20 protein-coding genes are annotated in these 26,430 nt (G+C 71.0%); 3 read left to right on the top strand and 17 right to left on the bottom strand.

What is annotated here, in order from left to right:
• Positions 1-140: 140 nt before the first annotated feature.
• The 4 genes from ABZ441_RS16355 to ABZ441_RS16340 all read right to left on the bottom strand — a co-directional run bounded on the left by ABZ441_RS16355 (position 141) and on the right by ABZ441_RS16340 (position 6,502).
• On the bottom strand, positions 141-1,781 hold the full coding sequence (locus tag ABZ441_RS16355; RefSeq protein WP_358973688.1) for a helix-turn-helix domain-containing protein: 1,641 nt from the start codon (positions 1,779-1,781) through the stop codon (positions 141-143).
• A 139-nt stretch (positions 1,782-1,920) separates the two neighbouring features.
• A complete protein-coding gene (locus tag ABZ441_RS16350; RefSeq protein WP_358973685.1) occupies positions 1,921-4,140 on the bottom strand; it encodes an NADP-dependent isocitrate dehydrogenase in 2,220 nt (739 codons plus the stop codon).
• Between the two features lie 337 nt (positions 4,141-4,477).
• A complete protein-coding gene (locus ABZ441_RS16345) occupies positions 4,478-5,959 on the bottom strand; it encodes an amidase (protein ID WP_358973682.1) in 1,482 nt (493 codons plus the stop codon).
• Positions 5,960-6,145: 186 nt separating this feature from the next.
• Entirely contained in the window at positions 6,146-6,502 is a 357-nt protein-coding gene (locus ABZ441_RS16340) for a hypothetical protein (RefSeq protein WP_358973679.1), read from the bottom strand.
• 245 nt (positions 6,503-6,747) lie between these two features.
• On the opposite strand from ABZ441_RS16340, the gene ABZ441_RS16335 reads away from it, so the two are divergent.
• The gene (locus ABZ441_RS16335) at positions 6,748-7,509 is read left to right on the top strand and encodes a hypothetical protein (protein WP_358973676.1); all 762 of its coding nucleotides are present in this window, start codon (positions 6,748-6,750) and stop codon (positions 7,507-7,509) included.
• On the opposite strand, the gene ABZ441_RS16330 is transcribed toward ABZ441_RS16335, so the two are convergent.
• Both ABZ441_RS16330 and ABZ441_RS16325 read right to left on the bottom strand, forming a co-directional pair.
• Positions 7,472-9,025 (bottom strand): NCS1 family nucleobase:cation symporter-1, encoded by a 1,554-nt coding sequence (locus tag ABZ441_RS16330; RefSeq protein ID WP_358973672.1) that lies wholly within the window; start codon positions 9,023-9,025, stop codon positions 7,472-7,474. The two genes, ABZ441_RS16335 and ABZ441_RS16330, sit on opposite strands and share 38 nt — an antisense overlap.
• Positions 9,026-9,134: 109 nt before the next feature.
• Positions 9,135-10,136: a TIGR03842 family LLM class F420-dependent oxidoreductase gene (locus ABZ441_RS16325; RefSeq protein WP_358973668.1), complete on the bottom strand. Its 1,002-nt coding sequence runs from the start codon at positions 10,134-10,136 to the stop codon at positions 9,135-9,137.
• Between the two features lie 792 nt (positions 10,137-10,928).
• Between ABZ441_RS16325 and ABZ441_RS16320 the strand changes: the two genes are divergently transcribed.
• Both ABZ441_RS16320 and ABZ441_RS16315 read left to right on the top strand, forming a co-directional pair.
• Complete coding sequence (locus tag ABZ441_RS16320; protein ID WP_358973665.1) at positions 10,929-11,759, top strand: alpha/beta hydrolase; 831 nt, start codon at positions 10,929-10,931, stop codon at positions 11,757-11,759.
• A gap of 227 nt (positions 11,760-11,986) precedes the next feature.
• Entirely contained in the window at positions 11,987-12,598 is a 612-nt protein-coding gene (locus ABZ441_RS16315) for a hypothetical protein (protein WP_358973662.1), read from the top strand.
• 165 nt (positions 12,599-12,763) lie between these two features.
• Here the strand turns inward: ABZ441_RS16315 and hydA are convergent, their stop codons facing one another.
• The 11 genes from hydA to ABZ441_RS16260 all read right to left on the bottom strand — a co-directional run bounded on the left by hydA (position 12,764) and on the right by ABZ441_RS16260 (position 25,770).
• Entirely contained in the window at positions 12,764-14,164 is a 1,401-nt protein-coding gene (gene hydA / locus ABZ441_RS16310; RefSeq protein WP_358973659.1) for a dihydropyrimidinase, read from the bottom strand.
• A gap of 78 nt (positions 14,165-14,242) precedes the next feature.
• Positions 14,243-15,526 carry an aspartate aminotransferase family protein gene (locus ABZ441_RS16305; RefSeq protein WP_358973656.1) on the bottom strand — a complete coding sequence of 428 codons (1,284 nt, stop codon included), beginning with the start codon at positions 15,524-15,526 and terminating at the stop codon, positions 14,243-14,245.
• Positions 15,523-16,365 (bottom strand): nitrilase-related carbon-nitrogen hydrolase, encoded by an 843-nt coding sequence (locus tag ABZ441_RS16300; RefSeq protein WP_358973653.1) that lies wholly within the window; start codon positions 16,363-16,365, stop codon positions 15,523-15,525. Before ABZ441_RS16300 ends, ABZ441_RS16305 begins: the two co-directional genes overlap by 4 nt.
• A 626-nt stretch (positions 16,366-16,991) precedes the next feature.
• Positions 16,992-17,372: a PPOX class F420-dependent oxidoreductase gene (locus ABZ441_RS16295; RefSeq protein ID WP_358973650.1), complete on the bottom strand. Its 381-nt coding sequence runs from the start codon at positions 17,370-17,372 to the stop codon at positions 16,992-16,994.
• 177 nt (positions 17,373-17,549) lie between these two features.
• A complete protein-coding gene (locus tag ABZ441_RS16290; protein ID WP_358973648.1) occupies positions 17,550-18,227 on the bottom strand; it encodes a glycoside hydrolase family 75 protein in 678 nt (225 codons plus the stop codon).
• Positions 18,228-18,387: 160 nt separating this feature from the next.
• A complete protein-coding gene (gene ggt / locus ABZ441_RS16285; RefSeq protein ID WP_358973645.1) occupies positions 18,388-20,193 on the bottom strand; it encodes a gamma-glutamyltransferase in 1,806 nt (601 codons plus the stop codon).
• 91 nt (positions 20,194-20,284) lie between these two features.
• On the bottom strand, positions 20,285-20,491 hold the full coding sequence (locus ABZ441_RS16280) for a thioesterase domain-containing protein (RefSeq protein WP_358973641.1): 207 nt from the start codon (positions 20,489-20,491) through the stop codon (positions 20,285-20,287).
• Positions 20,488-21,132: a response regulator transcription factor gene (locus ABZ441_RS16275; protein ID WP_358973638.1), complete on the bottom strand. Its 645-nt coding sequence runs from the start codon at positions 21,130-21,132 to the stop codon at positions 20,488-20,490. The genes ABZ441_RS16280 and ABZ441_RS16275 overlap by 4 nt, the downstream gene beginning before the upstream one ends.
• Positions 21,096-22,370 (bottom strand): sensor domain-containing protein, encoded by a 1,275-nt coding sequence (locus ABZ441_RS16270; protein ID WP_358973636.1) that lies wholly within the window; start codon positions 22,368-22,370, stop codon positions 21,096-21,098. Before ABZ441_RS16270 ends, ABZ441_RS16275 begins: the two co-directional genes overlap by 37 nt.
• 86 nt (positions 22,371-22,456) lie before the next feature.
• Positions 22,457-24,967: an FtsX-like permease family protein gene (locus ABZ441_RS16265; RefSeq protein WP_358973634.1), complete on the bottom strand. Its 2,511-nt coding sequence runs from the start codon at positions 24,965-24,967 to the stop codon at positions 22,457-22,459.
• A complete protein-coding gene (locus ABZ441_RS16260; protein ID WP_358973632.1) occupies positions 24,967-25,770 on the bottom strand; it encodes an ABC transporter ATP-binding protein in 804 nt (267 codons plus the stop codon). Before ABZ441_RS16260 ends, ABZ441_RS16265 begins: the two co-directional genes overlap by 1 nt.
• Positions 25,771-26,430 lie beyond the last annotated feature (660 nt).

The following is a 26,430-nucleotide window of genomic DNA, read 5'->3' as shown; positions in this document are numbered from 1 at the left end:
GGTGGGGCGGTGCCACGCCTGCGCGAGCGACGTGGCGGGATACGTCAAGGTTGGGCCCCGCACCCCTGGCCCGTCTTCGTCGTACGGGACAAAGCGCAGCCGTCATCTTGGCCGATCGGACGAGATCGGGTGCGATCCCCTCAGACCACCTCGGTCAGGCGGACAGCCAGGGCGAGGACAAGCCGGGTGTCGGGGTCGTCGAGGTCGACGCCGAACCGTTCGCGGGCCCGGCGCAGCCTGTAGCGGAGGGTGTTCGGGTGCAGGACCAGGCGTCGCGCGGCCGACGCGATGTCCCCACCGGCCTCCAGGTAGGCCGCGAGGGAACGCACCAGGTCGCCGCCCGCCGCGAGATCCGTACGGATCAGCTCGTGCACGGGGCCGGTGCACGACTCCCACACGGGGCGGACCGCGTCGAGCATGCGCAGGGCATCGACGGTCGGCCCCACGTCACCGGGTCCGGCGTGCCGGACCGGACTCGGGTCGCGCCTCCTGGCCTCCCGGTCGCTCAGTGCGCGCACGACCAGCAGGGCACTTTCGTACGAGTGCGATGCCTCCGGCCCCGACGTCACGGCCCGTCCCGCCCCGACCCGCACGGGTGCGGCATCGGGGATGCCCGCCGCCAGTGCGTCGAGCTCCCCGGCCAGGACGAGTGCTTCGCGCGGGTCACCGGCGTCGTTCACGGGGAGCAGCACGGTGACCCGGTCCTGTTCGCGCAGGACCCGGGCCGTCGAACGGGAGGCGGTGACCTGGACGGCGAGCGCCTCCAGCGTACGTTCGGGTCCCGGGCCGTCGGCGGGCGTGTCCTGTACGGCGACGACGACGGCGCAGGGGCTGTCGGGCGGCAGGCCGAGCGACCACAGGTGCGCCCGCTGGTCACCGTTTCCGTGCAGCAGGCCGCGCAGGGCGTGTGCCTCCCGCCGCACGGTGCCGCTCTCGCGCAGCCGATGCCGCAGCAGGTGGGGCACGGCGAGCGCACCTGCGCGGCGCAGCACCTCCACCGCGTCGGAGGAGAGCTGCTGCCCGTCGGCGGCCGCCCACAGGGACCCCAGCATCTCGCCGCCGCTGCGCACGGCGACGACGAGGCGTTCCGGGCTGTCACCGTCGGCGGGCCGGTGGATGACGTCGTCGGAGGTCCACAGCGCGCGCAACAGCCCGCTGCGGCGCAGCTCGGCGACACGCCCGTCGGGGACCCGGCCGCCCAGGATCGTCGACCGGCGCACCCCGTCCGCGTCGGGGCCCGTCGCCGAGTGGGCGAGGACGCGGAACTGGGTGTCCTCCACGGTGATCGAGCCCCGGCAGTGCCGGGCGGTGGCCGTGGCGAGGGCGGCGAGTCCCCCGTCCGCGGCGGAGTCGGCCATGAGGTCGCCCCGGCCGACGGACGCGAAGGCGGTGGCGGACCTCAGCAGGGCGATGGCGTCGCCCCAGTCCGCCCATTCCGCGCGGGCGAGCAGCGCGATCCCGCACTCCTCGGCCGCGGCCAGGGCCTTGGCCGGTACGGGCGCCTCCTCGGACTCCCGCAGCACCACCGCCACCGCACCGCGCCGGGCGGCTTCCCGCACGGCGGCGGGAGCGTCGGGGAGGCCCGGGGCGAGTCCCGCCGCGAGTACGATCCGCCCGTCGTGCGGACGGGCGGATCCCTCGTCGCCGATGATCACGCCTCGGACCGTGATGTCCTGCCCGGCCGGCGCGAGCAGCAGGCGCAGGACACCGTCGTCGTCGTGGGCGAGGATCTGGCGGAGCGTGACGTGTCCGGGGCCGCCCCCGGTGGTGCCTGGCGTCATGCGCCGAGGATACGAGCACTCCCGCACAGGCCCTCACGACGACGCCCGCACGCACGACCGCCCCGGCGGGGAGGTGCCTGCCGGGGCGGTCGTGCGTGCGGGGTGCGGCCGGGCGGTCGGGCCGCCCTGCGGCCCGGGGTCAGCCCAGGGTCGCGATGGCCTTGTTGAAGGTGGCCGACGGGCGCATCACGGCCTCCGCCTTGGCCGGGTCGGGCTGGTAGTAGCCACCGATGTCGGCGGGCTTGCCCTGGACTGCGGCCAGCTCGCCGACGATGGTCTGCTCCTGCTCGGCCAGTGTCCCGGCGAGCGGCCCGAAGGCCTCGGCGAGCGCGGCGTCGTCGGTCTGCCGCGCCAGCTCCTGGGCCCAGTAGAGCGCCAGGTAGAAGTGGCTCCCGCGGTTGTCGATGCCACCGAGCTTGCGGCTCGGGGACTTGTCCTCGTTGAGGAAGGTGCCCGTGGCCCGGTCCAGGGTGTCGCCGAGCACCTTGGCGCGCGCGTTGTCCGTGGTGGTGGCCAGGTGCTCGAAGCTGACCGCGAGGGCGAGGAACTCACCCAGGCTGTCCCAGCGCAGGTAGTCCTCCTTGACCAGCTGCTGGACGTGCTTGGGCGCGGAGCCGCCGGCGCCGGTCTCGAACAGTCCGCCACCGTTCATGAGCGGTACGACGGAGAGCATCTTCGCGCTGGTGCCGAGCTCGAGGATGGGGAAGAGGTCGGTGAGGTAGTCACGCAGCACGTTGCCGGTGACGGAGATGGTGTCCTCGCCGCGGCGGATGCGCTCCAGGGAGAAGGCTGTGGCCTCCTCCGGCGTCCGGATCGAGATGTCCAGGCCGTCGGTGTCGTGCTCGGCCAGGTAGGTGTTGATCTTGGCGATGAGGTTGGCGTCGTGCGCGCGGCCCTCGTCGAGCCAGAACACGGCCGGGTTGCCCGTCGCGCGGGCGCGCGTGACGGCGAGCTTGACCCAGTCCTGGATCGGGAGGTCCTTGGTCTGGCACATCCGGAAGATGTCACCGGCGCCGACCGCCTGCTCCAGCAGGACGTCACCCTTGCCGTCGACGACCCGCACCGTGCCGGTGGTGGGGACCTCGAAGGTCTTGTCGTGGCTGCCGTACTCCTCGGCCTTCTGAGCCATCAGACCGACGTTGGGGACGGAGCCCATGGTCGACGGGTCGAAGGCGCCGTTGGCGCGGCAGTCGTCGATGACGACCTGGTAGACACCGGCGTAGCTGCTGTCCGGGAGGACGGCGATGGTGTCGGCCTCGTTGCCGTCCGGGCCCCACATGTGGCCCGAGGTGCGGATCATGGCCGGCATGGACGCGTCGACGATGACGTCGCTCGGCACGTGCAGGTTGGTGATGCCCTTGTCGGAGTCGACCATCGCCAGGGCGGGGCCCTCGGCGAGCTCGGCCTCGAAGGACGCCTTGATCTCGGCGCCGGCGTCCACCGAGTCGAGGCCCTTGAGGATGCCGCCGAGGCCGTCGTTCGGGGTCAGGCCGGCCGCCGCGAGCACGTCGCCGTACTTGGCGAAGGTGTTCGGGAAGAAGGCGCGGACCACGTGGCCGAAGATGATCGGGTCGGAGACCTTCATCATCGTGGCCTTCAGGTGCACGGAGAACAGGACGTCCTCGGCCTTGGCGCGCGCGACCTGGGCGGTGAAGAACTCGCGCAGAGCCGCGACGCGCATGACGGCCGCGTCCACGACCTCGCCCGCGAGAACCGGGACGGACTCGCGCAGCACCGTGGTGGTGCCGTCGTCGCCCGCGAGCTCGATGCGCAGCGAACCGGCCTCGCCGATGACGACGGACTTCTCCGTCGAGCGGAAGTCGTCCACGCCCATGGTGGCGACGTTCGTCTTCGAGTCGGCGGTCCAGGCACCCATGCGGTGCGGGTGCGCCTTGGCGTAGTTCTTGACCGACGCGGGGGCGCGGCGGTCGGAGTTGCCCTCACGCAGAACGGGGTTCACCGCACTGCCCTTGACCTTGTCGTACCGCGCGCGGACGTCCTTGTCCTCGTCGGTCTGCGGGTCGTCCGGGTAGTCCGGAAGCGCGTAGCCCTGCTCCTGGAGCTCTGCGATCGCGGCCTTCAGCTGCGGGATCGAGGCCGAGATGTTGGGCAGCTTGATGATGTTCGCGCCGGGAGTCTTGGCCAGCTCGCCGAGCTCGGCGAGCGCGTCATCGATACGCTGATCGGCCTTGAGACGCTCCGGGAAGCTGGAGATGATCCGCCCCGCCAGGGAGATGTCGCGGCGCTCCACCGTGACACCCGCGGTCGAGGCGTAGGCCTCGATGACGGGCAGGAACGAGTACGTCGCCAGGGCAGGGGCCTCGTCGGTGTGCGTATAGATGATGGTCGAGTCAGTCACCGGGTGCTCCGCTCCACGTCTGCAACATTGCTTGACATCAAGATATCTCGTGACCGGCCCCCTCTCCACAGTGGCCCGCACGCATTCCGGCGGAACCGGTCACTCCCCCTCGGCGGGGCCCGGAGCGGAGGGATGCCTTCGCGCCTCGACCGTCCCGGACCCGCCCGTACGTGAAGACGACCGGCCGGGCCCGGTCACGGGCGCCATGCCTGTTCATGGCCCGGCTGATGCGCGTCTCCGGCCCCGGGGCGGTGGCACGGACGGCCGGGAGACGAATTCGCCGGTCAGCCGGCCGGTGACGGCGGGCGGAGGCTGCACGTCGCCGCTCGCCGGGGCCTCAGCGCCCGTCGGCCGTGCCGAGGGGCGGCGGCCGGTGCTCGTACCAGCGCAGGTCGGCCTCCAGCTGGGCCGCGAGCGAGATGAGCCGGGCCTCGCTGCGGGAGGGGCCCAGGAGCTGGGCCCCGATGGGGAGGCCGTCGCGGGTGAAGCCCGCGGGGACGCTGATCCCCGGCCAGCCGAGGACGTTCCAGGGCCAGGCGTAGGGGCAGGCCGAGGTCATCGCGAGGTCGGTGCGCCAGGCACTGAGGTGGTCGAAGGCCCCGACCCTCGGCGGCGGGGCTGCAGTGGTCGGGGTGAGCAGGACGTCGTATCCGGATCCGCCGCGGGCCGTGTCGAAGAAGGCGCCGATCCTGGCGTGCTGGCGCACTTCGCGCGCGCGGGCGGCCCGGACGACACGGCCGCCGAGACGGGTCCCGGTGCGCAGGGCACTGCGGGTGCGGGGGTCCAGGAGCCCGGGGTCGGGGTGGAGCGCGGCCAGTTCGGCGATGCCGGCGGTGGCCCGGGGCACGAAGGAGAGGCCGATCAGCCCGTAGCGGGGGCGCGCCTCCTCGACGTGGTGGCCCAGCCGGGCGAGGACCTCGGCCAGCGCGGTGACGGCGCGCAGGACCTCCGGGTGGGGCGCGTTGCGGGTGAGGGTGAGCGGCGGGCGCAGGGAGAGGCCGATGCGCAGCCTGCCCGGGTCGCGGCGGGCCGCGGATGACGCGTCGACGGCGGGCGGCCGGTGCGGGTCACGGGGGTGCGGTCCCGCGGCGGCGTCCAGGAGGAGGGCGGCGTCCGCGACGGTGCGTGCGAGGGGACCGTTGACGGTGAGGCCCTGGAAAGCGTCACTGTGGGGGTGGACGGAGATCCGGCCGCGCTGCGGTTTGATGCCGACGAGGTGGGTCCAGGCGGCGGGAATGCGGATGGACCCCGCACCGTCGGATCCCAGCGCGGCGGGAACGAGCCCGGCGGCGACGGCCGCGGCGGAGCCGCCGGACGAACCACCGGGTGTGTGCTCGGTGCTCCAGGGGTTGCGGGTGACTCCGAAGGCGGATCCCTCGGTGAAGGCCCATTGCCCCAGCTCGCAGGAGTTGGTCTTGCCGACGACCACGGCCCCGGCCGCGCGCAGCCTGCGGACGGCCTCGCTGTCCGCGGTGGCGGGCGGCAGTGCGCCGTCGCAGCCGAAGTAGGTGGGCATGCCGGCGACGTCGGTGTCGTCCTTGACGGCGACCGGCACGCCGAGCAGCGGAAGCCGCTCTCCCGCCTCGAGCCGCCGGTCGGCCTCGGCGGCCTCCCCGAGCGCCGCTTCGGTGCGCAGCTGACGGAAGGCGTTGACGGTGTGACGGCTGGCCTCGATGCGCGCGAGCGCCGCGGCGACCAGCCCGGACGACGTGGTCCGGCCCTCCGCCAGTTCCCGGGCGCAGTCGGTGAGTCCGGGCTGTGCGTGCGGCTCCGCGGGCCTGATCGGTCCGGTCCGCTCCGTAGGGTCTGCTGAGGACATCGCCACCGCCTCCTCGCGTCCGCCGGAGCCCCGGCCCCGGGGTCCGCCCGGAGTCCGCCCGAGCGGGTCTACTGGAGAGTAACGAGGCATGGGGGTCCGCTCAAGCACGCCGCACACGGATCGGAGCCCGTCTCCCTGCGCCCCTCGTCAAAGGCGGTGCGGGAGGCGGGCGTCCGGCTGCGGGTACTACGGCCGTACGTGGATCTCGCCGATCCCCGAACCGAGGCCGGCGCAGTGGGCGGTGGACTGCCCGGACTCGCCGGGCCTCAGCGTGACGTGCTCACCGTCCACGTCGGGGGACCAGCCGCAGACCAGGTGCACCCAGAAGGTCTGCGTGGCAGAGCCGTTGTTCCGGCAGAGCGCGTATCCGGTGTAGTCGTCGATCGCGTGTCTGCCGGTGTCGCAGGACAACCCGGGCGGAATGGCGGCGGCCTGCGCGACGGCCACCGCGGCGGTCGCCGGAACGGCGAGTGCGACGGTCAGGCCGGCGACGGCCGCTCCCCGGGCCAGCGTGCGGACTGCGTTCCCCTTGAACGGCTTCATGTCTCCCCTTGGTTCCGGACGAGTTCCGGACGAGTGCCGGACGAGTGATCCGGACGAGTTCCGGACGAGTCCCGGCGATCTTCAGGGCTGCCCTCCCCGACGTTCCGTGACCGAAAACAGGGACGAACCTCACCCTCCGTACACCCGGCCCGCCGCGCAGGCAACCGTGCGCGGGCGTACGCTCGCCAATAGGGGTGAATACGGCTCAAGAAGGCCCTGAACAGGGACGTTTCCGAGGAGGTGCCGTGACAGCACAGCGCATCGCCACGCGTGTCGCCGCCTGCGCGACGGTAGCCGTACTCGCCGGCGCCGGGGGCACCGTGGCGCAGGCGGAGGACGACATCGAATCGCTCCCGGCCGAGCAGATCGCGGACCGCTCCCGGGACGCCCTGCTGGACGTCCGGTCCCTGCATCTGCGTGCACGGGGCGACCTCGGGGAAAACCGGTCGTCGATGACGGTCGACCTCAGTCTGGACCGGAGCGGCAACTGCGCGGGCGACGTCGACCTGGGCAAGGGCAAGGGCTCTGTGGAGATCATCAAGCGCGGCGACTCGGTCTGGCTGAAGCCGGACTCGGACTTCTGGAAGAACCAGGTCCCGGTCGGCGGCTCGACCTTCGAGTCCGTCCTGGCCGGCCGGTACATGAAGGGCTCCGCCTCCGACACCAGGCTGCGGCCGGTCGTGGAGGCGTGCGATCTGGACACCTTCCTCGAGCTGGTCTCCGACAACGCCGAGAATGCCGCCGGGACGTTCACCAAGGGGAAGGCCGCGTCGGTCGACGGCGTACGGACCGTCCCGGTCACCCGAACCCTCGGGGGACAGGAGTTGACGGCCTACGTGGATACCGGTGGCGCGCACTACCCCGTGCGGATCACCGTGAAGGGTGACGGGGCGGACGCGGCCGTGGACTTCTCCGGCTTCGACGAGCCGGTGCCCACGGCCACGCCTTCGAAGGACGAGACGGTCGACGTCAGTGCCGTGCTCGGCCGGGCTCCGGCACAGTCCTGACACCCCGGCTCAGCACGGTGTACAGCAGCAGCGAGGAGACCAGCCCGACGGCCCAGCCGTAGTCGGCGAGCGGCTCGAGGAACGGGAGCAGGCCGTCGGCCGGGAAAGGGCCCTTGCCCGGTGCCGAGTGGGAACCGCCCACCGCCAGGACGCCGCCGACGAGGAAAGCCACGACGGCGCGCCAGTTCCACCCGCCCTTGTACCAGTAGCGGCCCCCGGGCAGGTAGAGGTCCGGCAGGTCGAGAACGGTGCGGCGGATGATCCAGTAGTCGGCGATCAGGATGCCGGCCACCGTGCCGAGCAGTCCTCCCACCAGGCCCAGCCAGGTGAAGATGTACAGCTCGGGCGTCTCGGTGAGCTTCCACGGCATGATGAGGACTCCGACGGCCCCGGTGATCAGAGCGCCCGTACGGAAATTGATGAGTTTCGGGGCGAGGTTCGCCAGGTCGTACGCCGGTGAGACCACGTTGGCCGCGATGTTCACGGAGATGGTCGCCACCAGCACGGTGACGAGTCCGAAAAGCAGGCCGAAGACGTTGTCGGTCTTCGCGACGAGCTGGACGGGATCCCAGATCGCCTCCCCGTACACGGCCTGGGAACCGGACGTGACGAAGACGGAGAGCAGCGCGAAGAAGGTCATCGTGGTCGGCAGCCCGAGCGACTGCCCCCGGATCTGGGCGCGTTGGCCGGCGCCGAAGCGCGTGAAGTCGGGGATGTTCAGGGAAAGGGTGGACCAGAAGGCGATCATCCCCATGAGCGACGGGAAGAAGACGGGCCAGAAGTCCTCGCCCCAGCCGAGTGCGGAAGGCTGGTCCAGGAGTGGCCCGAACCCGCCCGCCTTGACCGCGACCCAGACGAGCAGGACCACCGCTCCGACGATGACGAAGGGCGCGGCCCAGTTCTCGAAGCGGCGCAGGGTGTCCATCCCCCGGTAGATGATGGCGAGTTCGAGCGCCCAGAAGAGGACGAAGCAGAGCCACAGCGTCCAGGGCTGCCCACCGACCTCCCCGGCCCGCGCCCAGCCACCGAAGATCTTGCCGAGCAGCGTGAAGATTCCGACGCCGCCGATCCAGGTCTGGATCCCGAACCAGGCGCAGGCGACCGCGGCCCTGATCAGCGCCGGAAGATTGGCGCCCCGAAGCCCGAAGGAGGCCCGGGCCAGGACGGGGAAGGGGATGCCGTACTTGGGTCCGGCGTGCCCCGTCAGCAGCATCGGCGCCAGCACGATCACATTGGCCAGTGCGATCGTGAGGACGGCCTGCTTCCAGTCCATGCCGAGCGCGACCAGCCCGGAGGCCAGCAGCCAGGACGGGATGTTGTGGGCCATCCCGATCCACAGCGCGGCGAAGTTGTACGTCGTCCAGCGGCGCCGCTCCAGGGGCACCGGCAGCAGATCGTCGTTGACGAAGCGGGAGTCGGCCGGGACAGTCCCGGGAGCGAGTTCGATCCGCCCCGAGGGGTCGGCTATCGGCTCTCCGGGGGCGGACGGTGGGACGGGTGGGACGGTAGCGGTCATGGTGACGTGACCCTTCGCTCGGGAGGTGCCGTGCGGGGCGTGGGCATGTGGAGCCAGGACATCCACTGCGGAGAGCTGCAACGGGCGAGGCGCGGCCGCCCGGGGCGGGTCAGGCCGACAGCGCGGGGATGATCTTGGAGCCGTAGGCGTCGATGGTCGCCTCACGCGCGTCGTGCATGTCGTACACGGCGAACTGGTCGACCCCCAGGTCGCGCAGGACCTCGAGCTTCTCGATGTGCGCCTCGGGCGGCCCCAGCAGACAGAACCGGTCGACGATCTCGTCGGGGACGAAGGCCGTGTCAGGGTTCCCGGTGCGCCCGTGATGGCTGTAGTCGTAGCCCGAGCGGCCGGCGATGTACGCGGTGAGGGCCTCGGGCACGAGGTCCGAGTGCTCCCCGTACCGGGAGACGAGGTCCGCCACGTGGTTGCCGACCATGCCGCCGAACCAGCGGCACTGCTCCCGCGCGTGGTCCAGGTCCTCGCCGACATAGGCGGGGGCGGCCACGCAGATGGTGACGGAGTCCGGGTCCCGGCCGGCGGCGGCGGCCGCGTCGCGCACCGCTTTGATCATCCACTCGGTGAGGTAGGGATCGGCCAGCTGGAGGATGAAGCCGTCGGCCTTCTCCCCGGCCAGTGCGAGGGCCTTGGGCCCGTAGGCGCCCATCCAGACGGGCAGCCTGCCGTCCTTCACCCACGGGATCCGGACCGGCTGTCCGTCGACGGTGGCCTCGCGCCCCTCCGCGAGGTCCCTGATCACCTCGATGGCCTCGCCCAGCCTGGCCAGTGTGTTGGGCTTACGGCCCGCCACCCTCATCGCGGAGTCGCCGCGCCCCATGCCGCAGACGGTGCGGTTGCCGTACATCTCGTTCAGCGTGGCGAAGGTGGAGGCGGTGACCTCCCAGGTGCGGGTCCCCGGGTTCGTCACCATCGGCCCGACGATCATCCGTTCGGTGTGCTCCAGGATCCGGCTGTAGATGACGAAGGGCTCCTGCCACAGCACGGCCGAGTCGAAGGTCCAGCCGTAGCGGAACCCGTTCCTCTCCGCGCGGCGCATGAGCCCGACGACGGCCGAGGCGGGCGGGTCGGTCTGGAGGACGAGTCCGAAATCCATGACAGATGCTCCTTGTCGAAGTACTGACACATGGCGCGCGGGTCACAGCTGCCGTACCGGCGGGCGAGCTGCCTGCGGCGTACGTCGTGCTCCCGGCGTACACCGCGGAAGGAACCGCCGGCGCTTGCCCTCGGTGGCGTGCTCCGGCAGAGCTTTCCACACCGGCCGACACCCGGCCCGGTACCGCGACTCGTGGACGCGCGAGTCGCGGGGGGACAATCCTGGACCCGTCGGCGTGCTTTGGGAAGGGGGAGTCTACGCGCGGAGCGTGGACGCGGGGGGCGGCTTCCCCGCAGCAGTTCGAGAACCGGCCGCCGAGCGGTTCGGACCCGGCGCGGAACCGGCCGGCGGCCCGTCACCGCCCGGGCGTGAAGCACCGACACGCACGAAGTGAGGTCCCGTTGGCGTGGTCCCGGAGATGACACGGTGCGACGGCTCGCCGTGCCCGGTGAAAGGCGGGCCCGCCGCGTGGACGGTGCGGCACCGTCAGGCGGTCCGGGCGGGTGACCACGACCTGGCACCGCACGGAGTGGTCAGGGATCGACACCGGTCCTCCCGGACCCCTCCCCGCTCGCGTGGGACCACGACCTCGGTGACGCTCCTCCCTCGGGACCGATCCACTCATCGCGATGGACGCGATGTCACATCATGGGCGTTTTGCCGCCTGAAGGTATTGTCTGTGACGTTCAATCACGGTCCAGGCCTCCTCGGCGGTGGCGAGCCCGCCCCCTGTGGGGCCGACGAATTCCCGCACGTCCCACCGCACACGCATCCCGAGCGGAAGGATCGGCCATGGGCACGGTCACCACGATCGACGGCACGGACATCTACTACAAGGACTGGGGTCCCCGCGACGCCCAGCCGATCATGTTCCATCACGGCTGGCCACTCAGCGGCGACGACTGGGACAGCCAGATGCTGTTCTTCCTCGCCCAGGGCTATCGCGTGATCGCCCACGACCGACGGGGCCACGGGCGCTCCGACCAGAGCTCTTCCGGGCACGACATGGACACCTACGCCGCCGACGTGTCGACCGTGGTCGAAGCGCTCGACCTGCGCGAAGCCGTACACATCGGCCACTCCACCGGCGGTGGCGAAGTGGCCAGGTACGTCGCCCGGTCGGAACCGGGGCGGGTCGCGAAGGCCGTACTCGTCAGCGCGGTGCCACCGGTCATGGTGAAGTCCGCGTCCAATCCGGGCGGTCTGCCCATCGAGGTCTTCGACGGCTTCCGCGCCTCCCTCACCGCCAATCGCGCTCAGTTCTACAGAGAGGTGCCGTCGGGTCCGTTCTACGGGTTCAACCGTCCGGGCGCCGAGGTGTCGCAGGGGCTCATCGACAACTGGTGGCGGCAGGGCATGCGGGGCGCCGCGAACGCCCACTACGAGTGCATCAAGGCCTTCTCGGAGACCGACTTCACCGAGGACCTCACCAGGATCGAGGTGCCGGTCCTGGTCGCCCACGGCACCGACGACCAGATCGTGCCCTACGAGGACTCGGGGCCCCTGTCCGCCGGGCTCCTCACGAACGGCAGGCTGAAGAGCTATGAGGGCTATCCCCACGGCATGCTCTCGACGCATCCGGACGTCATCAACCCCGACCTCCTGGCCTTCGTCAAGGAGTAGGGCCTGCAGGGCTTCTGACGAAGGGGTTCCTCGGCCTGCTCCTGCCCGGAGGGAGGATGCGAAACCCGAACGGTCCGGCCGGGCGGACACCCCGTATGTGAATTCGTGACATGCGCACGGGAACTACGCCGTCGCAATACGCAGTCGTTCAATGTGTTGTCATCCGGCCTGCCACCGTGAAGGAGCATGCGGCGGCAGACCTGTTCCCTTTGTGCCGGGACTTCACTTTGCTGCACCAGAAGTCCGCCCTTCGCCTCGCCGCGCCCGTGGCTGTTCTCGCCCTCGCGCTCACGGCCTGCGGCGGTGGCGAGGACACGGCCGACACAGCGGACAAGCCGCAGGACACGTCGAGCTCGGCCGGCAAGCCGGAGGTGTCGCCGGAGCCCGAGTCGGGCGGCGAGCTCGCCACCGGGGAGAGCGCCACCGGCAAGGTGACGGAGGGCGAGGCCCCCGTCACCTACGAGATCGTGGCGCAGAAGGCCGACGTGGGCACGGAGGCCGACGCCGCGAAGCTGGTCAGCGATCCCGAGAAGGCCAAGGGCCTGGTCCTGGTCGTCGCCCACGTGAAGTACACCCACAAGGAGGGCCCCGCCCTCACGGAGAGCCCCGAGGTCCAGCGGGGCGTCAGCATCTCGGCCGACGGCACGCGCGGCTCGATGCTCATCGGTGCCGCCGACGACGCCGCGGGGTGCGAGGACCCGTACGGCCTGAAGGGCTGGAAGCAGGGCGAGAGCCACGTCCTGTGCGAGACCTACCTGGTGCCTGCGGGCTCCAAGCAGATCGAGGTCCAGTGGGCCGAGGAGAACGGCGAGCCGTTCATCTGGAAGTTCGCCTCCTAGCGCGCTGACGGCCGTCCGGTGCCACCGTCACCGGACGGCCCTCTCCCGGTGCGTGACCGCCGGACGGGCCGCGCTCCGCGGCCCGTCCGGCGATCGGCCGTCCGGTCGGCCGGTGCCCGTCAACTCCTCTTCCGGCGAGCCGAAGTGGATGAGGTGGAGGTTCGTTCATCCCAGGTACTGGCACGTGGAACGTGGCAGAAAGGCGCCGTGACCGGCACGGCCCACGTACTTCCTCCGGTCCACGACTACTTCGCCGCGCGAGACGACCGTCTCGACCTGCCCCGTGATCCTCCTGCCCTCGTAGGCCGAGTAGTCGACGTTCATGTGGTGCGTCTCGGCCGACAGCGTCTGGACGGCGAGCGGGTCGTAGATCACCACGTCGGCGTCCGCGCCGGGCGCGACCGTCCCCTTGCGCGGGTAGAGCCCGAACATCCGCGCCGGTGAGGCGCAGGCGATCTCGATCCAGCGGCGGCGGGAGATGTGCCCGTCGACGACGGCCTGGTGGAGCAGGTCCATGCGGTTCTCCACCCCCGGAAGGCCGTTCGGGATCTTGGAGAAGTCACCGCGGCCCATCTCCTTCTGTCCCGTGAAGCAGAACGGGCAGTGGTCGGTGGAGACGACCTGGAGCTCGTTGTTACGAAGACCGCGCCAGAGCGCCTCCTGGTGCTCCCGGGGGCGCAGCGGGGTCGAGCAGACGTACTTCGCGCCCTCGAAATCGGGCTCGGCGAGATTGTCCGTGGAGAGGAAGAGGTACTGGGGGCAGGTCTCACCGAAGACCGGGAGCCCTTTGTGGCGGGCGGCGGCGATCTCGGCGAGGGCTTCATCGGCGGAGACGTGGACGACGTACAGCGGCGCTCCCGCGACCCTCGCGAGCTGGACCGCCCGGTGCGTGGCCTCGGCCTCCAGCGCCACTTTGCGTACGTCGCCGTGGTGGCGCGGGTCCGTACGCCCCTCGGCGAGCGCCTGCTCGACCAGGACGTCGATGGCGATGCCGTTCTCCGCGTGCATCATGATCAGGCCGCCGTTGTCCGAGGCCCGCTGCATGGCACGGAGGATCTGGCCGTCGTCGCTGTAGAACACGCCCGGGTAGGCCATGAAGAGCTTGAACGAGGTGATGCCCTCCGCCACGAGGTGGTCCATCTCCTTGAGCGAGGACTCGTTCACGTCGGACAGGATCATGTGGAAGGCGTAGTCGACGGCGCAGTTGCCGTCGGCCTTCGCGTGCCAGGCGTCGAGTCCCTCACGCAGTGAGCGGCCCATGGTCTGGATGGCGAAGTCGACGATCGTCGTGGTGCCGCCCCAGGCCGCGGCCCGGGTGCCGGTCTCGAAGGTGTCGGCGGCGTAGGTCCCGCCGAACGGCATCTCCATGTGCGTGTGCGCGTCGACGCCGCCGGGGATGACGTACTTCCCCGTGGCGTCGATCCTCCGGTCGGCGCTCCAGCCCGCCGCGGCGTCGGTGCCCTGGGCGGCGAGGGCGGCGATGCGTCCGCCCTCGATGAGTACGTCGGCGTGGATCTCGTCCGACGCGGTGATGACGAGACCGCCGTGGATGACGGTGCGGCTCATGTACCCCTCCTCGCTGTGGCGATACCGGTTCTGCTCACCCGTGAAGACCGTTCACGCATTTCCCCCCGCCCGGGCACGTCACCCGGCCGCGTGCAGTGCCTCGCCCAGGATCTCCGCGCCCTCCTCGGCTTCGGCGACGGTCAGCGACAGGGGCGGCGCGATCCGCAGGACGCTGGTGTCGTGTCCGCCGCCCTTGCCGATGAGCAGCCCGCCCGCGCGGGCCGCTTCGAGTACGGCCGCAGCGGCCTCCGGGTCCGCCTCGTCGGTGCCGGGCCTCACCAGCTCGAGGCCGATCATGAGCCCCCTGCCACGTACCTCCCGCACGGCCGGCGAGCCCGCGCCGACCGCCCGGAGACGCTCGATGAGCAGGCCGCCGACCCGCCGGGCGTTGCCCTGGAGGTCGTGCTCCAGCAGGTACGCCAGGTTGGCGAGCCCGGCCGCCATCGTGACCGGGGACCCGCCGAACGTCGAGATGGAGTTGGCGTCCAGGCAGTTCATGACGTCGGCGCGGGCGACGACTCCGCCGACGGACATGCCGTTGCCGATGCCCTTGGCGAAGGTGAGGATGTCCGGGGGCCCGCTCGAAGCGTGCGCCTGCCAGCCCCAGAAATGGTCGCCCGTGCGCCCCCAGCCGGTCTGCACCTCGTCGGAGATCCACAGGATCCCGTGCCGGTCCAGGACCTCGCGGAAGGCCGCGTACAGCCCGTCGGGCGGTGCGGTGAACCCGCCGACCCCCTGCACGGGTTCGGCGATGAGTGCCGCCGCGTCCCGGGTGTGCCCGAGCAGGTCCTCCAGATCCGCCACACACGCTTCGATGAAGCGTTCGTCGCTCAGCTCCGCGTACGGCCCCCGGCTGCGGACTCCGCCGTGGACGTACAGCGTCTGCAGGGGCGAGAGGCTCGTGGGCGACCAGGCCCTGTTGCCCGTGACGGACACGGCCGAGAACGACCTGCCGTGGTAGCTGTTGCGCATCGCCAGGATCTGGTTCGACCCCCGGTGGGCGGTGGCGAGCAGCAGGGCCGCGTCGTTGGCCTCGGTGCCCGAGGTGGTGAAGAAGACCCGGGCGTCGGGGATGCCCGAGAGCGCGGCGATCCGCTCGGCGAGCTCGACCATCGGGCGGTTGAGGTAGAGGGTCGAGGAGTGGATGAGCCGCGCGGCCTGCTCGGAGACGGCCTTGGTCACCTCGGGCAGGGCGTGCGCCGTCATCGTGGTGAGGATGCCGCCGAAGAAGTCGAGGTAGCGGTTGCCGTCCACGTCCCAGACATGGCGGCCCTCGCCGTGGGTGAGCTCCAGGGGGTGCCGGTAGTAGAGCGCCATCCAGTCGGGGCTGACGGCGAGATGCCGCTCGTGCAGTCCGGTCACGGTTCCACCAGCCCGTCGTACGCGTCAGGCCTGCGGTCCCGGTAGAAGGCCCACTGCTGCCGGACCTCCTCGATCAGGCCGAAGTCCAGGTCGCGCACCAGCAGTTCCTCTTCCTTGTCACTCGCGACCTCACCCACGAACTGTCCGCGCGGATCGACGAAGTAGCTGGTGCCGTAGAAGTCGTTGTCGCCGTACTCCTCCTGGCCGACACGGTTGATCGCGGCGATGAAGTACTCGTTGGCGACGGCGGACGCGGGCTGTTCCAGCTGCCACAGGTAACCGGAGAGGCCCCGGGAGGTGGCGGAGGGGTTGTAAACCAACTGGGCGCCGTTGAGACCGAGTTGCCGCCAGCCTTCGGGGAAGTGCCGGTCGTAGCAGATGTAGACGCCGACCTTGCCGACTGCGGTGTCGAAGACCGGCCAGCCGACGTTGCCGGGCTTGAAGTAGTACTTCTCCCAGAAGCCCTTGACCTGCGGGATGTGGTGCTTGCGGTACTTGCCGAGGTACGAACCGTCGGCGTCGATCACCGCCGCGGTGTTGTAGTAGAAGCCGGACTGCTCGACCTCGAAGACGGGGACGACGATCACCATGCCGGTCTCCCGGGCGAGGTCCCTCATGCGCCGGACCGTGGGGCCGTCGGGGACGGGCTCGGCCCAGCGGTAGTGCTCGGGCTCCTGGACCTGGCAGAAGTAGGGGGCGTTGAACACCTCTTGGAAGCCGATGATCCGCGCGCCCTGCCGGGCGGCCTCACGCGCGTGTTCCTCATGCTTGGCGATCATGGATTCGGTGTCGCCCGTCCAGGTCGCCTGGACGAGTGCGGCGCGTACGACGTGGGACATGAGCTGCTCCTTCGACGCGGCGTCAGAGAGCCTCTTCTCTACGCCCGTAGACACGGTGCACAGGAGGAGAACGTAAGCCCCGTCACACAGCGGGGCAAGACCATCGCCGTGAACCGACGTAGTCGATCATGTTTCACACCCGAGCGGTCCACTCCTTCGCTCAGGGCGCGGCGTCCAGCCCGCAGAGCGCCCCGTACGCGGACTGGACGAACGGTGCGAGGGGGGTGGGAGCCGTGTTCGTGAGGGCCACGAGGCCCGTGCCCGAGCCGGGGAGAAAGCCCGCGAAGGCGGTGAAGCCGCGGGTCCCCCCGGAGTGGTGGATCAGCGCGCCGCCCGGGCGCGGGCGGAGGTTCCAGATGAGGCACGAGGCCGAGCGGGCTGGTGACGCGCTCGGCCAGCAGGGCGGGGTAGTCGCCTCCGGAGCCGCGGCAGTCCGCCCGGATTCCCGCCCCAGTCGGTGAGATGGAAGACGGTGTGGGTCATCGCGTACGCGGTGATCCAATTGATGGCCCAGGGCTCCGGTCTCGCACCGAGCCAGGTCGTGGCGGCCACCACGTTGACGAGCGGACTACGCGCGCTTTTCCGGCACGGTGCTCCCGAAGCGCGCGGCCGGGCCGACGCGCCGCTCAGAAGGTGACGGCGATCCCCGTGTGGGGCCGCTTGCCGAGCCGCACGACCATCGCGGGCCAGTCCACGAGCCAGAACTTCCAGGTGTACTTGCGGGCGAGCGTCCTGCGCACCGCCTGCATCGCGTCGCCGTCGAGCAGCCGGGCCGTCCCCTCGGCGCTCGGTGCTCCCTCGGCGACGCGGCCGCGCGCATCACAGACGGTGACGAGGACCCGGCTGTCCTTGCGGAGCCGCTTGACCTTCCAGGAGTCGGAGCGCGTCCAGACGTACAGCGCCGTGCCGTCCGCCGCGGCCCAGACTGGCGTCGCGACGGGCGTGCCGTCCTTCCGGTAGGTGGTCAGGCTGACGTATTCGCTGCGGGCGAAGTCCTGGAGAGTCACGGGCGCGACCCTACTCGGCTCACGCCGTCAGCGGCAGCCACTGCGGCACGGGACCGTGCCGGCCGTCGAGCCGATGCTGACCGGCGGCGGCCGGGTGACTTCCACGCGGCCCCCGGCCGGCCCCGAACACACGGTGGTCATCCCCCCGCGTCCTGACGGCGCTCCGACCGTGCGCCCTCAGGCTCCCCCGGCGAACTTCCGGGCGAGTTCCTCGCCGGCCGTGACGGCGGCGGCAGGACTTTCGATCGGTGAGGCCTTGGAGTTCCTGAAGAGGATGTAGGTGACACCGGAGGCCGTACCGCCGGTCCTGGGGTCCGGGTCGATGCCGAGCGCCTTGGCCAGGGCGTACGAGCCCTCTCCGATGATCCCGGTGGGCCCCGTGTCGCCGACGACGGCGTAGCGGACCTTGCCGCCGTAGATGACGGCGGCCACACCGCCGCCCTTGATCCCCGCCGTGGTGTAGTTCCAGAGCGGGCCGGGGCCGGGGACGACGACGTACGGCACCTCGGCGGAGTCCAGGTACGTGCCGTCCGACCCCTGGAACGCCGTCTGGGGCTGGAAGGAGGGGTCGGTCCTCGTGTTGCAGACGGTGCTGACCTGACCGTCGCAGTCGATGTCCATGTCGGCCTCCCAGAAGACGGCCTCGTCGGTGCCGCAGACCGGGACCGTGGCGGCAGCCGCGCTCTGGTCCGTCCGGTACTTCCCCTGGGAGATCCGGGTGCAGTTCTTCACCTTGGCCAGCAGTTCGGCGGCCCCGACCGGGCTTATCGTGTCCCCGGCCGCCTCGGCCGGGAGTATCGCGGCGAGCAGAGCGGCGCCGGAGAGCGCGGAGAGGGCGAGCATTCGCGTACGCACCGTCGTAGATGCCCTTTCACTGGACACGAAGGCCCCCGGTGGGGCCTTCCTTGCCGACGCGGCCGGCGGGTGGGCAACCGGCCGCGTCAAGGCCTCGGGGCCGGAAAGGCGCGACGAACCACGCCCTTCCGGCCCCGAGGCCCCTGCTTGTGCCGATCGGTCACGAACCGCCGCTCGGCGATACCACCATGGCCGACCCGCCACCGCGCCGCACCTTTTCGGCTGCCGCGAGCCAGCGTCCTCCCGGAAGGCGCTGGACGCCCGTGGCGGCCCCGATCTCCGGGTTCGCCTTGAACACGTGCCCGAGGGCCTCCAACTCCGTGCGCACCGGGCTGTTCCACAGCCCCGGCTCGATCTCGGTCGTGGCCGAGTTGCGCTGGCTGGCACGCGGGGCGGCGATCGCCTCGACGAGCGGCAGCCCCCGGTCCAGGTGGCCCGTCAGGGACTGCAGGACCGTGGTGATGATCGTGGCACCGCCCGGCGATCCCAGCGCCAGTACGGGCTTTCCGTGCTCCAGCACGATGGTCGGCGAGATCGACGAGCGCGGGCGCTTGGCCGGACCGGGAAGATTCGGGTCGTGGACCGCCGGATTCGCCGGCGCGAACGAGAAGTCGGTCAGCTCGTTGTTGAGCAGGAACCCCCGCCCCGGCACCGTGATGCCGCTGCCGCCCGTCGACTCGATCGTCAGGGTGTACGCGACCACGTTGCCCCACTTGTCGGCGGTCGTCAGGTGTGTGGTGTTCTCGCCCTCGAACGTGGTCGGGGCGGCTTCGCCCCCGGTGGCGCAGCGGGTGGGGTTGCGCGGGTCGCCCGGGGGGAGCGGGCTGGTGAGCACCGCGTCGTCCTTGATGAGGCACTCGCGCGAGTCCGCGAACCGCTGGCTGAGAAGCTCCCGCGTCGGCACGTCCTCGAACGCGGGGTCCCCGACCCACCGGCCCCGGTCGGCGAACGCGATCCGGCTCGCCTCGATGAGACGGTGCAGGTACTGCGTCTGGCTCGCCTTCGAAAGGTCGGTCGACTCGAGGATGTTGAGGGCCTCACCCACGCTCGTACCGCCGGACGAGGACGGCGCGATGCCGTACACGTCCAGGCCCCGGTAGGCGGTCTTCGTCGGGGCCTGGCGCAGCGCGCGGTACGCCTTCAGGTCCCTGGTCGTCAGATCCCCCGGACGCACGACACGCACCGCCGCCGGGTCCACGGGGGGCTTTCGCACCGTCGTCACGATGTCCCGGGCCAGCTCGCCCCGGTACAGCTCGTCGACGCCCTCGCGGCCCAGTGTCCGGTAGGTGCGGGCGAGGTCGGGGTTCTTGAACACCGACCCCGTCACCGGCAACTGCCCGCCGGGAAGGAAGAGTTCGGCGGAAGCGGGAAAGTCGGCGAACCGTGCCTCGTTCGCCGCGGTCTGGGAGCGGAAGGTGTCGTCCACGACGAATCCGTCGCGGGCCAGCCGCTCCGCCGGTTCGAGCAGTCGCCCGAGCGGCTTGCTGCCCCAGGCGTCGAGCGCCTTCTCCCAGGTGGCGGGTGTGCCGGGGGTGCCCACACCGAGTCCGCTGGTGACGGCGTCGTTGAAGGGGATCGGCTGCCCGTTCTCCAGGAAGAGCGAGGAGTCCGCACTGCGTGGGGCGGTCTCGCGGCCGTCGATGGTCTGTACCCTGCCCGTCCTGGCGTCGTAGTGGACGAAGTACCCGCCGCCGCCGATGCCCGCCGAGTAGGGCTCGGTCACACCCAGTGCCGCTGCCGTGGCGACGGCCGCGTCAACAGCGTTGCCTCCCTTGCGGAGTACCTCGATACCGGCTGCCGAGGCGTCCGCGTCGACACTCGACACGGCTCCCCCGTATCCCACCGCAAGCGGGGACTTGGGAGGTGGCACGGGTGGCGCCGAGGCTGCGGGGGCCGCGGCGCCGAGCGAGCCGATGACGGCGATCACGATGGGGAACGACACACTCCGGCCGACCGAACGACGCATCCGTACCTCCTGTGAAGAATCGTCCGCGCAGGGTAACTCCGCACCGCCCGTACCGTCAGGACCGCCTCGGCCACACGTCCGGACGGACCGGTCAGCCGGTGCCGGCCGGTACGGCCGCCCGATCGGCGATCGTGGCGACGCATGGCTCGGCCCGCCGGTCCCGGCGCCCCGGGTACTGCACGGCGAGCACGTCCGTGTCCGCGGACAGGCCCGCGGACACCGGCTGGTAGAAAGTCGCCGAACCGCCCGTGCGCGGCGGACACACACCCTGACCGCCGCGTCCGGACGGGGGACTCACGCGTTGAGGTAGGCCAGCACCGCCAGGACGCGGCGGTTGTTGTCACTCGACGGGGGGAGCATCAGCTTGGAGAAGATGTTCGAGATGTGCTTGGCCGCCGCGCCCTCGGTGACGGTCAGCCGCTGGGCGATGGCGGTGTTGGAGCACCCTTCCGCCATGAGCTCCAGCACGACGCGCTCCCGTGCCGTGAGCGCGGACAGCGGCTCGTCGCGGGAGTGGGACGTCATCAGCTGGGCCACGACGGTGGGGTCCATGGCCATGCCTCCGGCCGCGACCCGGCGGACGGCGTCGATGAACTGCCTGTCGTCGAGGACGCTGTCCTTGAGCAGGTAGCCGATGCCGCCCGTGCCGTCGGCCAGCAGTTCGCGGGCGTACATCTGCTCGACGTGCTGGGACAGCACGAGGATCGGCAGGCCGGGTTGCTCGCGGCGGGCGAGCAGGGCCGCCTGCAGGCCCTCGGTGGTGAACGTCGGAGGTAAGCGGACGTCCACCACGGCCACGTCGGGACGGTGTTCGGCGATGGCCTGTCTCAGGTCCGTCCCGTTGTCGACGGCGGCGACCACCTCGCAGTCGTAGGCCTCGAGCAGTTGGATGATTCCCTGCCTCAGGAGGAAGAGGTCTTCGGCGAGGACAACGCGCACGGCAACTCCATTTTCATGACGGTCGGACCGCCCGGGGGACTGTTGATCTCCAGGACGCCGTCAAAGGATGCCAGCCGTCGCCGGATGCCCTCCAGGCCGCTCCCGGCCGACATCTCGGCACCCCCTCGGCCGTCGTCGGTGACCTGCCCGTGCAGGGCGCCGTCCGCGTAGTGCAGAGCCACCTCGACCTGTCCGGCGTCGGCGTGCTTGAGGGCGTTGGTGAGCAGTTCCGACACGGAGAAGTAGATGGCGGACTCCACCGGATCGGGCAGTTTCCCGGGCAGGGCGGCGACGACCGTGACGGGCAGTGGACTGGCCAGGCCCAATGCCCGCACGGCGTCGGCGAGTCCGCGCTCGGCGAGCACCGGGGGGTGGATGCCCCGGACCAGGCCCCGCAGCTCGCGCAGAGCCTGTACGGAGGAACTGCGGGCGTCGTTCAGCAGCCGGCGGGCCTCGTCGGTGTTCCGGTCCAGCTGCCGGTCGACGGCGCCGAGGGTGAGGCCGAGGCTGACCAGCCGGGCCTGGGCGCCGTCGTGCAGGTCGCGTTCGATGCGGCGCAGTTCGGCGGCCTGGATGTCGAGCGCGCCGGAGCGCGTCTCCGACAGGTGGCGCACCCGGGAGGACAGGCGCGCGCGCTGGGTCGGACCCAGCAGGAACAGGACGAAGTAGGCGTAGCCCTTCAGGATCCAGGGGCTGAGGTGGAGCCAGCCGACGAACACGGCGAGTGCCGCCAGGGCCGCGGCGAGGGCGGCGGGCCAGCTGTCGACGGTGATGAAGGCGTACCAGCGGCCCACGCCGTCGGCGGCGACGGGCCGCCACAGGCCGGAGGCCAGCACCAGCCCCTCCCCCGCGTAGTACAGCAGTGCGGCCGGGGCGCTGCCGAGCAGCAGGCCGACGACACTGTTGAGGAGCAGCCACAGGAGGTCCCGCCAGCTCGCCGGGTCGGCCAGGATCCACTTGCAGCGGCGCACCCAGCCGACGATGTCCCGCTCGATCTGCTCCGGTTCGGGCCGGTAGGGCCGTTCCACCGGGACTCCGGAGCGGGCGGCCGCACGCCGGTTCAGGTCGCAGACCCAGCGCACCGCGGTGGTCAGGTGGGGCAGGGCGAGGAAGCCGATCCCGATGAGGCAGAGGACGACGAAGTACGTGGTCGTGAGGAAGAGCACGACCGAGGCCAGGGCTCCGGCGGCGATCAGTGCGCCGACCAGTGTGTCCTTGGCGGCCCGGCTCAGTCGCATGCGCCCATCCTCCCATTCGCGGGGACGGGCGGGGGAAGGACCGTCCCCGGACGGGGGTGCCGGGGACGGTCCGGTTCGGAGAGAGCTCACGCGGCCTTCACCGAGTCGACGGCGGGCGTGCGCATGCCGCGCCACGAGGGCAGGAGCGTGGCGCCGAAGACCAGCACCAGGGACCCTCCGACGATGGCGAGGTAGATGCCGATGGACCCGGAGGGCATATAGGAGTCGGACTTGACCATGCTGTACGGCACGATGGTGGTCGCCGCGGCGATCGTGCCGAGGACGGTGGCGATGATTCCGATGAGTACGCCCTCGACGGTCAGCATCCCGAGCACCTGGCGGCGCGTGGCCCCCGTCAACTGCTGGAGGCCGAACTCGGCACGGCGCTTGCGTGTCACCGCCACGAGCGTGTTGACGACGGTGATGGCGGCGTATCCGACGATCATGGCGACGATCGTATAGTTCGCGGCGACCAGGATCTGCTGGATCTGGTTGTTCCGGCCGGCCAGCGAGTCCCCGTCGTCCAGTTCGGTGCCGGGCACACTCGCCGCCAGCCCGGCCAGCGTGTCGCGGAGTTCGGCCGGGCCGCCCGATTCGGAACGGACCAGGATCTGGTGCGGGAGCCCGTCGCTCGTGTGCGGGGCCAGGGTCGCCGCGGGCAGGGTCACGTACTGCTGCTTGGGGTTGTCGGCGTACAGGGCGACGACGGTGGGTCGTACGGCGGTGCCGTCGCCGAGGCGCAGCGGAAGCCGGTCCCCGATCGCCACGCCGTACTCCTCGGCCTTCTTGTCGGAGAGGGCGACGGTGTCGCCGCGCAGGCCGGACAGGGATCCGGCGACGGGCCGCAGGTCGAGGCTCTGCCGCACGCCTTCGGCGGACACGCCCCGCATTTCGGTGTCGGCACGCCCGTCGGGGGCGTCGACGAATCCGCGGCTGGTGACGAACTCCGAGGCGGCGGCCACGCCGGGGGTCGACCGGACGCGGTCGACGACGGCGGGGGCGAATCCGCCCGTGGTGGAGTCGAGGACGTAGTCGGCCAGGACGTTCTGGTCGTAGGAGCTCTGGGAGACGTGGTCCTCGGTGGCCTGCATGTAGAGAGTGCCGGTGGCGATGCCGATGAGCAGGACGATGGGTGCGACGGCGCCGGCCATACGGACGTTGGCCGTGGTGGCGTTGCGCAGGGCGAGCATGCCGGGGATGCCGGAGAAGGCGCGCACCGGCAGGTGCAGCAGGGCGACCATCACCTTGGTGATGCCGGGGGCGAGCAGCGCCAGGCCGATGCAGAACAGCACGGAGGCGGGTCCGGCGGTGCTGGCGAGGGTGGGGCCGTCCTCCATCACCGTGGCGGTGGCGACGGCGAGGCCGATGCCGTTGGCGAGGAAGAACAGCGCGATCAGCAGGCGTGGCACGCTGAACCAGCGGGTGCCCGCGGCGGACTCGGCCAGGGCGGCCACCGGTTCGGTGCGGGCGGCGCGACGGCCCGCGAAGCGGGTGGCCCCGGCTGCGGCGAGCACGGTGACGACGGCACCGACGGCCATCGGCATCCAGCCGGCGTGGTAGACGATCGCCGACGAGACGACGCCGCTGGAGGTGAGCACGCCGAAGAGCAGCCGGCCGAGAAGATACCCCGGGTACAGGGCCAGCAGTACCGAGGCCACGGAAAGCAACGCGGTCTCGATGAGGATCATCCGGCGCAGTTGCTGCGGGGTGGAGCCCACGGCCCGCAGCAGGGCCATCTCCCGGGTGCGCTGCTGGAGCGACAGCCCGAGGGTGGAGGCGACGCCGAACATCACGATCAGCACCACGGACGAGCCGAAGATGGCCGCCAGGATCACGACGGTGCGCTGGCTGGCGAGGGTGCCGGGCAGTTCCGCCAGGCCGCGCCGCTCGCCGGTGAGCACCTCGGCCCGGTCGCCGACGACGGAGCGCACCGTGCCGGCGACCGCCGCGGTGTCCGCGCCGTTCTCCGGCAGTACGCCGATCGAGTCGATCCGGCCGCCGGCCAGGGTGCGGGCCTGCTCGTCGCTGAAGAACAGCGCGGCGTCGGGGTTGCCGTCGCCGCGCTGGCCGGCGACACCACTGACCGTGAACCGCCGGGTGTCGCCGCCCACGACGATCTCGACGACGGAACCCGGGCGGGCACCGGCGCGCTCGGCGAGCCCGGAGTCGAGTACGACCTCGCCGCCGGCGACGGGGGAGGCGCCGGCGGCGAGGGTATAGGGGGTGAGCCGGGCACCGGCCCAGCCGTGACCGTACGAGGCGTCCTCGCCGGTCAGTGCCTTGCCGTCCTTGAGGACGGTGGCGGGGAAGGACACGTCGCCGACGGCTTCGCGGACGCCGTCCGCACCAGCCACCTCACCGAGCAGCGCCGGGTCGATGCGGTGCCGTTCGGTCAGGGCGGCACCGTCGTAGGACTGTTCGCCGGTGACCACGACCGGGGCGTTGTCCAGGCGCAGCGGGTCGGCGGCCATCCGGACGCCGGTCTCCATCAGGCCGCCGCAGCCGATGACGATCGCGGCGCCGAGGAACATGGCGAGGAAGGTCGCGACGAAACTGGTCCGCCGGAACTTCAGGGTGCGCAGGGCGAGCCGCCACATCAGTACAGCCCTCCGGTCGTCATGGGCGTGGCCTGCTGACGGTTCTCGTCCTCCCAGGCGCCGAGCCGTGTCATCCGCGCCGCGACCGCGTCGGCCGTGGGCCGGTGCAGTTCGCCTGCGAAGGCGCCGTCGGCGAGGAAGACGACGCGGTCGGCGTACGAGGCGGCCACCGGGTCGTGGGTGACCATGACCAGGGTCTGGCGGGCCGTGTCGACGGACTCGCGCAGCAGCGAGAGCACGGCCGACGCGGTACGGGTGTCCAGCGCCCCGGTGGGCTCGTCGGCGAAGACCACGGCGGGCTGGGTGACCAGGGCGCGCGCGATGGCGACGCGCTGCTGCTGGCCGCCGGACAGCTCGGACGGCAGGTGGCCGAGGCGGTCGGCCAGGCCCACGCGCTGGACGACGGTGCGGATCAGGTTCTTGTCGGGCCGCTTTCCGGCGAGTTGCAGCGGCAGGGTGATGTTCTGCATCACCGTCAGGGCGGGCAGCAGGTTGAACGACTGGAAGATGAAGCCGATCCGGTCGCGGCGGAGCATGGTCAGCTGGGTGTCGTCCAGGCCGGCGAGGTCGGTGTCACCGACGGTCACGGTTCCGGACGTGGGCCTGACCAGGCCCGCGGCGCAGTGCAGGAAGGTGCTCTTGCCGGAACCGGACGGTCCCATCACCGCGGTGAAGGTGGCGTCGGCGAAGCTCATGGAGAGTTCCCGGAGCGCGGCCACCTGGCTGTCAGCTCGCCCATAGATCTTCGACACGGTGTCCAGTCGTACCGCCTCCGTCCGGCGGAGGTCGTGTGATGTGTGCATCGTGCTCCCCAATGAAATGACGCGCTTCCCACGCGGTGTCTGTGGATCAGATTAGGAGTGGCTGGGCCGCCGCACATTGGCCTTATACCGCCGATTCGAGGTAGAGGTTTCTCTACCTCCGTACGCATGTATGTGGAGTCGTGCAGCAGTTCCATGCCATGGAGCTTTTTCCGAGTTCACGTCGAGGCGTCGTGAAGAGGGTCGAAGGTCTTCACGATTTCGGTGATCCTGGTGGCGCCTTCAGCAGTTTCCGCAGGGGGCGCCCGCCCTTCGAGCCACTGCACGATCTCCCTCCGCTCGACCGGGGCCGGAACACCATTTCCTCGAAAGGGATACCGACACCTTGTCAAGGGGGCAGAAATACCCGCAGGACAGTGCAACTTCCGCCCCGTTGTCCGAATCGTTTACCCCACCGTAAAAATGCGGTCACTGCCAGTGCCACAATGTGAGTGAACGGGTAACGTCGAAGCATCCGAAAAACGTCGAGCGATGGGATTCTCTGTGTCCAGGACAGCCGGCTTGCCCACGGCCGAGAGGTATGACGGCACCGCACACGCGAGGCCGGTGCGGCATGGGGCGTAACCACGGGCTGATCGCCAGCGTGCGGCCCGACGGGCACCTGGAACTGTTCGTGCCGCTTACGGGAAAACGCCACAGGTG

This window comes from Streptomyces sp. NPDC005752 (assembly GCF_040630715.1).
Taxonomy (GTDB): Bacteria; Actinomycetota; Actinomycetes; order Streptomycetales; family Streptomycetaceae; genus Streptomyces.
Note: the sequence above shows the minus strand (reverse complement) of the source record. Positions and strands in the feature narration are given on the sequence as shown.

Bases quoted from the DNA above. Each gene is read 5' to 3' on its own strand.
- ABZ441_RS16355 (WP_358973688.1), bottom strand. From the start codon at position 1,781: ATGACGCCAGGCACCACCGGGGGCGGCCCCGGACACGTCACGCTCCGC.
- ABZ441_RS16345 (WP_358973682.1), bottom strand. From the start codon at position 5,959: ATGTCCTCAGCAGACCCTACGGAGCGGACCGGACCGATCAGGCCCGCG.
- ABZ441_RS16340 (WP_358973679.1), bottom strand. From the start codon at position 6,502: ATGAAGCCGTTCAAGGGGAACGCAGTCCGCACGCTGGCCCGGGGAGCG.
- ABZ441_RS16330 (WP_358973672.1), bottom strand. From the start codon at position 9,025: ATGACCGCTACCGTCCCACCCGTCCCACCGTCCGCCCCCGGAGAGCCG.
- ABZ441_RS16325 (WP_358973668.1), bottom strand. From the start codon at position 10,136: ATGGATTTCGGACTCGTCCTCCAGACCGACCCGCCCGCCTCGGCCGTC.
- ABZ441_RS16320 (WP_358973665.1), top strand. From the start codon at position 10,929: ATGGGCACGGTCACCACGATCGACGGCACGGACATCTACTACAAGGAC.
- hydA (WP_358973659.1), bottom strand. From the start codon at position 14,164: ATGAGCCGCACCGTCATCCACGGCGGTCTCGTCATCACCGCGTCGGAC.
- ABZ441_RS16300 (WP_358973653.1), bottom strand. From the start codon at position 16,365: ATGTCCCACGTCGTACGCGCCGCACTCGTCCAGGCGACCTGGACGGGC.
- ggt (WP_358973645.1), bottom strand. From the start codon at position 20,193: ATGCGTCGTTCGGTCGGCCGGAGTGTGTCGTTCCCCATCGTGATCGCC.
- ABZ441_RS16270 (WP_358973636.1), bottom strand. From the start codon at position 22,370: ATGCGACTGAGCCGGGCCGCCAAGGACACACTGGTCGGCGCACTGATC.
- ABZ441_RS16265 (WP_358973634.1), bottom strand. From the start codon at position 24,967: ATGTGGCGGCTCGCCCTGCGCACCCTGAAGTTCCGGCGGACCAGTTTC.
- ABZ441_RS16260 (WP_358973632.1), bottom strand. From the start codon at position 25,770: ATGCACACATCACACGACCTCCGCCGGACGGAGGCGGTACGACTGGAC.